The sequence below is a fragment of the Methylobacterium sp. genome (assembly GCF_028290105.1).
Classification (GTDB): Bacteria; Pseudomonadota; Alphaproteobacteria; order Rhizobiales; family Beijerinckiaceae; genus Methylobacterium.
In genome coordinates this window covers 1-7,123 of record NZ_JAQGKL010000273.1, presented here as the reverse complement: position 1 = coordinate 7,123, position 7,123 = coordinate 1, and the positions used below count along the sequence as shown (strand labels likewise).

Here is a 7,123-nt window from a genome sequence, read left to right as displayed (position 1 = left end):
GCCTACAGCCGCATCGACGTGTTCCGGGGGCCGCAATCGGCCCTGTTCGGCAACTACGCCACCGGCGGCGCGCTCGCCTTCCGCACCCGCACCGGCCGCGAGATCGACGGCTACGAGATCGGCACCGACGCGGGCAGCTTCGGCTATTTGAGCAACTACTTCACGGTGGGCGGCGTCAGCGGCCCCTTCGAGATCAGCCTGTTCGCCAGCGACGCCAGAGCCCGCGGCTACCAGGGCCACAGTTCCTACGACACCCAGACGATCAACCTGCTGGCGAGCTACACCCCGACGCCCGACACCCGGCTCACCCTCAAGGTGATCGACAACGTTGTGGACGCGGACCTGCCGGCGCGATCCTCCCTGAACCAGTACCGCATCAACCCCTACCAGCGCGGCTGCGGCTTCGCCGCCACCGCCGCCCCGGGCTGCACGCTGACGAACCTTCTCGCCAACGGCGCGTTCGGCGCCACCGTGCCGGTGACCGCAGCGCAGGGTGCTTTCGGGCGCAACGACCGGCGCACCATCGTGGCGGCACGGCTCGAGCACGACATCGACGCGCAGACGACTTGGCGCGCGCAACTCGGCTTCGACGAGCGCAACTTCGATCAGCCGTTCTACACCACGGCAGTCCGGGGCTCCTATCCGTCCTGGAACTTCCTGACCGACCTGACCCGGCGCTACGACCTGTTCGGCCTGCCGGCGGTCGGCTACGTGGCGCTCAACGCGGAAACGCTCGACTACCACGTCACGATGTTCAACCGGGTTCTGGGGACTGGGCCGGCACTCGGCGCCCTGATCGGCAACCAGCGGGGAGAACAGTCGAATCTCGGCGGCCGAGCCCGCACGGAGGTCTCGCTGTCCGACCAGTGGACCGGCGTGCTCGGCCTCAGCGCGACGGACACCACCATCACGGGCCGAAGCTTCGCCTACACCTATGCCCAGGCCGGCCGCACGACCGCCGTGACCGATGTCGCCCGCAGCTTCCGCAACGTCGCGCAGGAACTGGCGCTGCGCTATCGGCCGAGCACCGCCTGGACCTTTCGTGGCCGGGCGGCGACGGGCTACGCCACTCCGGGCGCCAACAACCTGTTCGTGACCAGCACCGGCGCACCCGGCAACAACACGGGTCTCCAGGCGCAGGAAAATCTCGGGCTCGACCTCGGGTTCGACTGGAGCTCCGTGGAGACCCTGCGCGTCAGCGTGACCGGCTTCCAGGAGTTCTTCCGCAACGAGTTGCTGTCGCAATCGCCCGGGGGCGGCCGGCTCAGCTACTTCGTCAACGCCCCGGCCTCCGAGCATCGCGGCGTCGAGGTCGGCGCAGACTGGTCCTTCGCGCCGGGCTGGCGCGGGGTCCTCGCCTATACCTTCGACCACCAGATCTACACCCGCTTCTCCGAGACGTTGAGTGTCGGCGCATACACGGCGCGCCTCGACCGGGCTGGCAAGACCATCCCGGGGGTTCCGGCGCACCAATTCCTGCTGCGGATCGGATACGATCAGATCGGCGGTCCCCTCGACGGTCTCGGGGGTTTCGTGGAGGCGGTGGCCCAGGACGGCGTCTTCATCGACAACGGCAACCAACTCAAGTCGCCGGGCTACACGATCCTCAACGCGAACCTTCACTACGCCACGGCCCTGACCGGCTACGCCAAGCGGCTCGACCTGTACGTCGAAGTCCGCAATCTCCTCGACACGACCTACGTGGCCTCCGCCCAGAACCTCGCGACTTCCCTCAGCCGGACGACGGGCCGGCCGAACGATGCTGCGGTTCTCGCCGCCACCACCGGATCCATCCTGCCGGGCGCGCCGCGCAGCGTCATGGGCGGTCTGAAGCTCTCCTTCTGAAAACCCGGATCGCCTCAAGATATTCGTCGTTGGCGCGGCTGGCTTGGCAGTTCCTCAACCCGGAAATGCATACAAAATAGGCATTCTTCCGCTGGAAATCGGTTCGGTGAATGGCCCTGCACGTCGGCTAAGCAGAAACTGCGGCCGGATCGCAGGAGAGGAAGGGAACCGCCAAGCTTTGACCTGAAGTGGTCGGGGCGGCGGTTTGGCCGGGGGATTGCATTCACGTTCCCGTCAGGGCTCGCGCCCCTCAACGAAGCACCCGGTCCCGAATGTTCGCTCCCGTCTCGCGTTGGTCGAAAACCCGTCTCCTCGCCTTGGCTTTACTGTCGGGCGTGATCACCCCCGCCTCCGCGCAGGGCGTGCTGAAGATCGGGATGACCGCCTCCGACATTCCGCTGACCACGGGGCAGGCCGACAACGGCGGCGAGGGCATGCGGTTCACGGGCTACACGGTCTATGACGGCCTCATCAACTGGGACCTCTCCTCCGCCACGAAGCCCTCGGTGCTGGCCCCGGGGCTCGCCACGAGCTGGCACGTCGATCCGGCCGACAACACCAAGTGGACGTTCAAGCTGCGCGAGGGCGTGACCTTCCACGACGGCTCGCCCTTCACGGCGGAGTCCGTGGTCTGGAACCTCGACAAGCTCCTCAAGAACGACGCCCCGCAATTCGACCCGCGCCAGTCGGCGCAGGGGCGCTCGCGCATCCCGGCGGTGGCGAGCTACCGCGCCATCGATCCCACGACCCTCGAGGTGACGACGAAAAACCCCGACGCGACGCTGCCCTACCAGATCGCCTGGATCATGATCTCCTCGCCCGCCCAGTGGGAGAAGGTCGGCAAGAGCTGGGACGCCTTCGCCAAGACGCCCTCGGGAACGGGGCCCTGGAAGCTGACCCTGTTCGCCCCGCGCGAGCGCGCCGAAATGGCGCCCAACAAGGAATACTGGGACAAGGCCCGGATACCGAAGCTCGACAAGCTCGTGCTGGTGCCGCTGCCCGAGGCCAATGCCCGCGTGGCCGCCCTGCGGTCGGGTCAGGTCGACTGGATCGAGGCGCCCCCGCCCGACGCCGTCGCCTCGCTCAAGGGCGCGGGCTTCGGCATCGTCACCAACGCCTACCCGCACAACTGGACCTGGCACCTCTCGCGCGCCGAGGGCTCGCCCTGGAACGACATCCGCGTGCGCAAGGCCGCCAACCTCGCCGTCGACCGCGAGGGCATGAAGGAGATGCTCAACGGGCTGATGATCCCGGCGCAGGGCTTCATGCCGCCGGGCTCGGCCTGGTTCGGCAATCCGACCTTCAAGCCGACCTACGACCCCGAGGCCGCCAAGAAGCTGCTCGCCGAAGCGGGCTACGGCCCCAACAAGCCGATCGTCACCAAGATCCTGATCGCGCCCTCGGGCTCGGGCCAGATGCAGCCCCTGCCGATGAACGAACTCATCCAGCAGAATCTGGCGGATGTCGGCATCAAGGTCGAGTTCGAAGTGGTGGAGTGGAACACGCTCATCAACCTGTGGCGAGCGGGCGCGAAATCCGACACCTCCCGCAAGGCCACGGGGATGAACTTCTCCTACTTCATCCAAGACCCCTTCACGGGCTTCATCCGCCATCTCCAGTGCAACCTCGCGGCGCCCAACGGCACCAACTGGGGCCATTACTGCGATCCCGAGATGGACAAGCTGTTCGACCAAGTGCGGACGACCTTCGACCCCGCCGAGCAGACCAGGGTGCTGGAGAAGGTCCACGAGAAGTACGTGAACGACGCCCTCTTCCTGATGGTGGCGCACGACACCAACCCGCGCGCCATGAGCCCGAAGGTGAAGGGCTTCGTGCAGTCGCAGAACTGGTTCCAGGATTTTTCACCGATCTCGATGAGCAAGTGATGGAAATCCGGATCGCGTGGTGGGCAGTTCCTCCCTCCTCTGCGGGGGAGGGTGGCCGGGGAGCGACCGAGGGATGGGCGCCGCCGCATCCGGAAGGGTCGCCCTCCTTGCCGCACACTGCGCAGGCCCCGTCTCCCGCCGGAGGGCGAGGATAGAGCCATGCTGAAATTCATCCTGCAACGCCTGCTCACGGTCACGCCGGTGGCGCTCGGCGTCAGCGTGGTCTGCTTCCTCCTCGTCCACCTCGCGCCCGGCGATCCGTTGAGCGCCGTGCTCCCGGTGGACGCCACGCAGGAGACCATCGATGCGATGCGGGCGGCCTACGGCTACGACAAGCCGCTGCCCGTGCAGTACGTGATCTGGCTCTGGCACGTGCTGCAGGGCGACCTCGGCATCTCCATCGCCACCGGGCGGCCCGTGGCGCAGGAAGTCGGCCGGGCGGTGGTCAACAGCCTGATCCTGGCCTTCGTGGCGACGCTGATCGGCTTCACCTTCGGTTGCCTGTTCGGCTTCGTCGCCGGCTACTTCCGCAATTCGATCCTCGACCGGCTCGCCTCCGCCGTCTCGGTCTTCGGGGTGAGCGTGCCGCATTACTGGCTCGGCATGGTGCTGGTCATCGTATTCTCGGCCCAGCTCGGCTGGCTGCCGCCGACCGGCGCCGGCCCCGACGGCTCGGGCAACTGGCGGCCCGATCTCGAGCACCTGCGCTACATCATCCTGCCCGCGCTCACGATGTCGGTGATCCCCATGGGCGTGATCGCGCGCACCATCCGAGCGCTCGTCGGCGACATCCTCTCCCAGGACTTTGTTGGCGCGCTGCGCGCCAAGGGCATGAGCGAGTTCGGCGTGTTCAAGCACGTGGTCAAGAACGCCGCCCCGACGGCGCTCGCCATCATGGGCCTGCAGCTCGGCTATCTGCTCGGCGGCTCGATCCTGATCGAGACGGTGTTCGCCTGGCCCGGCACCGGGTTTCTGCTGAACGCAGCGATCTTCCAGCGCGACCTGCCCCTGCTCCAGGGCTCGATCCTGGTCCTGGCGATGTTCTTCGTCGCCCTCAACCTGATCGTCGACGTCGTGCAGACGGCGCTCGATCCGCGCATCGAGAGGGGCTGATGGCTCTCGCGACACAGACCGCCCCGCCGGTTCTCGACATCGCCGGAGGCGCCGCCCCCCTGCCGGCGGCGCCCGACGCCTTCGTGCCCTCGCGGGGGTTCTGGGGCCAGGTCGGCCACAAGCTCCTGCGCGATCCGGTGGCGATGGCGGCGGCCTTCGTGATCCTCGCCATCGTGGCGATCGCGCTGCTGTCGCCGTGGATCACCCCCATGGATCCCTATCGGGGGTCGATGGTGCGCCGCCTCAGACCGATCGGGGACGCCACCTACCGTCTCGGCTCGGACGAACTCGGCCGCGACATGCTGAGCCGCCTGATGATGGGCGGGCGCCTGTCGCTGTTCATCGGCGTCACCCCCGTCATCCTCGCCTTCATCATCGGCTCAGGCATCGGGATCCTCGCCGGCTACGTCGGCGGCTGGGTCAACACGGTGCTCATGCGGACGGTGGACGTGTTCTTCGCGTTTCCCTCCGTGCTGCTGGCCATCGCGCTGTCGGGGGCGCTGGGCGCCGGCGTGTTCAACTCCATCGTGTCGCTCACCTGCGTGTTCGTGCCCCAGATCGCCCGCGTGGCCGAGAGCGTCACCACGCAGATCCGCTCGCGCGACTACGTCGACGCCGCCCGGCTCTCGGGGGCCTCGACCCTGACGATCCTGCGCGTTCAGGTGCTCGGCAACGTGCTCGGGCCAATCTTCGTCTACGCCACCAGCCTGATCAGCGTGTCGATGATCCTGGCCTCCGGCCTGTCCTTCCTCGGCCTCGGGGTGAAGCCGCCCGAGCCCGAATGGGGCCTGATGCTCAACACACTGCGCACGGCGATCTACGTAAACCCGATGGTCGCCGCCCTGCCGGGGCTCGCCATCTTCATCGTCTCGATCTCGTTCAACCTGTTTTCGGATGGGCTCCGGTCCGCGATGGAAGTGAAGGCATGAGCGCGCCCATCGGCAGCCCGACCGTTCCGCCAGCCCGGGACCGCGGCGGGCCGGCCCAGCCGCTCCTCACCGTCGACCGCCTCGTCAAGCACTTCCCCGTCAAGAAGGGGTTCGGCGGCACCAGGGCCGTGGTGCGCGCCGTGGACGGGGTCGATTTCGAGATCCTGAAGGGCGAGACCCTCGGCGTCGTCGGCGAATCCGGCTGCGGCAAGTCCACTACCGCCAAGCTCATCATGGGCCTGATCCGCCACGATTCCGGAGACCTCCTGTTCGACGGCGAGCGGATCGGCAGCCGCGCTCTGCCCCTGCGGGACTTTCGGGCCCAGACCCAGATGGTGTTCCAGGACAGCTACTCCTCGCTCAACCCGCGCATGACCATCGAGGGCTCCATCGCCTTCGGGCCGCAGGTGCACGGAGTAGGGAAACGCCAGGCCATCGAGCGGGCCCGCTCGCTCCTGGCCCGGGTCGGGCTGGAGCCGTCGCGCTTTGCGGCGCGCTACCCGCACGAACTCTCCGGCGGTCAGCGCCAGCGCGTGAACATCGCCCGGGCGCTTGCGCTGGAGCCGCGCCTCGTGGTGCTCGACGAGGCGGTCTCGGCGCTCGACAAGTCGGTGGAGGCGCAGGTCCTGAACCTGCTCATGGACCTCAAACAAGAGTTCAACCTCACCTACCTGTTCATCTCCCACGACCTCAACGTGGTGCGCTTCATCTGCGACCGAGTGGCGGTGATGTATCTCGGCCAGGTGGTCGAGATCGGTCCCGCCGACACGGTGCTCGCGGCGCCCGCCCATCCCTACACGGCGGCGCTGCTGTCCTCGATGCCCTCGATGGACCCCGATGCACGCACGCAGGTCGCGCCACTCGCGGGCGATCCGCCGAACCCCATCAACCCGCCCCCCGGCTGCCGCTTCCATCCGCGCTGCACCCTCGTCGAGGACGTCTGCCGGGGCACGGTCCCCCCACTCGACGCCCTCGACGCGAGCCACCGCGTCGCCTGCCTCGCTCGTCAGCCGAACTCCGGCCACACGCTCGCCCCAACCCCGACGGTGGCCGCATGAGCACATCCGGAACCGGGCCGGCAGTCGAGATCCGCGGCCTGAAGGTCGTCTTCGGCGGCGTGGTCGAGGCGGTTGACGGGGTGGACCTCACCCTGGAGCGCGGGCAGGCGGTGGCGCTGATCGGCGAGTCGGGCTCGGGGAAAAGCGTGACCCTGCGGGCGATCATGCGCCTCAACCCGGAGCGCAAGACGACGATCGGCGGTGAGATCCGGGTGGCGGGCCAGGACGTCATGGCGCTATCGGGCAAGGCCCTGCGGGCGATGCGCGGCCGGGCCGTGGCGATGATCTTCCA

6 protein-coding genes are annotated in these 7,123 nt (G+C 67.9%); all 6 read left to right on the top strand.

Features of this window, described 5'->3' with window-relative positions; all coding sequences use genetic code 11:
- The coding region (locus JWQ05_RS18955; protein WP_299661879.1) for a TonB-dependent receptor at positions 1–1,845 on the top strand (1,845 nt) is incomplete at its 5' end.
- A 377-nt stretch (positions 1,846–2,222) separates the two neighbouring features.
- On the top strand, positions 2,223–3,731 hold the full coding sequence (locus JWQ05_RS18950; RefSeq protein ID WP_299661882.1) for an ABC transporter substrate-binding protein: 1,509 nt from the start codon (positions 2,223–2,225) through the stop codon (positions 3,729–3,731).
- Between the two features lie 159 nt (positions 3,732–3,890).
- Positions 3,891–4,844, top strand: a complete 954-nt coding sequence (locus tag JWQ05_RS18945; protein ID WP_299661876.1) for an ABC transporter permease — start codon at positions 3,891–3,893, stop codon at positions 4,842–4,844.
- Positions 4,844–5,773 (top strand): ABC transporter permease, encoded by a 930-nt coding sequence (locus JWQ05_RS18940; RefSeq protein WP_299661873.1) that lies wholly within the window; start codon positions 4,844–4,846, stop codon positions 5,771–5,773. Before JWQ05_RS18945 ends, JWQ05_RS18940 begins: the two co-directional genes overlap by 1 nt.
- Positions 5,770–6,831 (top strand): ABC transporter ATP-binding protein, encoded by a 1,062-nt coding sequence (locus JWQ05_RS18935; RefSeq protein WP_299661871.1) that lies wholly within the window; start codon positions 5,770–5,772, stop codon positions 6,829–6,831. The genes JWQ05_RS18940 and JWQ05_RS18935 overlap by 4 nt, the downstream gene beginning before the upstream one ends.
- Positions 6,828–7,123 (top strand): ATP-binding cassette domain-containing protein (locus JWQ05_RS18930; protein ID WP_299661868.1); only part of this gene is annotated, 296 nt, incomplete at its 3' end. The genes JWQ05_RS18935 and JWQ05_RS18930, both read left to right, overlap by 4 nt.

What these genes read in the sequence shown, in the direction of transcription:
- JWQ05_RS18935 (WP_299661871.1), top strand. Translation starts at nt 5,770, where the DNA reads ATGAGCGCGCCCATCGGCAGCCCGACCGTTCCGCCAGCCCGGGACCGC.
- JWQ05_RS18950 (WP_299661882.1), top strand. Translation starts at nt 2,223, where the DNA reads ATGACCGCCTCCGACATTCCGCTGACCACGGGGCAGGCCGACAACGGC.
- JWQ05_RS18940 (WP_299661873.1), top strand. Translation starts at nt 4,844, where the DNA reads ATGGCTCTCGCGACACAGACCGCCCCGCCGGTTCTCGACATCGCCGGA.
- JWQ05_RS18945 (WP_299661876.1), top strand. Translation starts at nt 3,891, where the DNA reads ATGCTGAAATTCATCCTGCAACGCCTGCTCACGGTCACGCCGGTGGCG.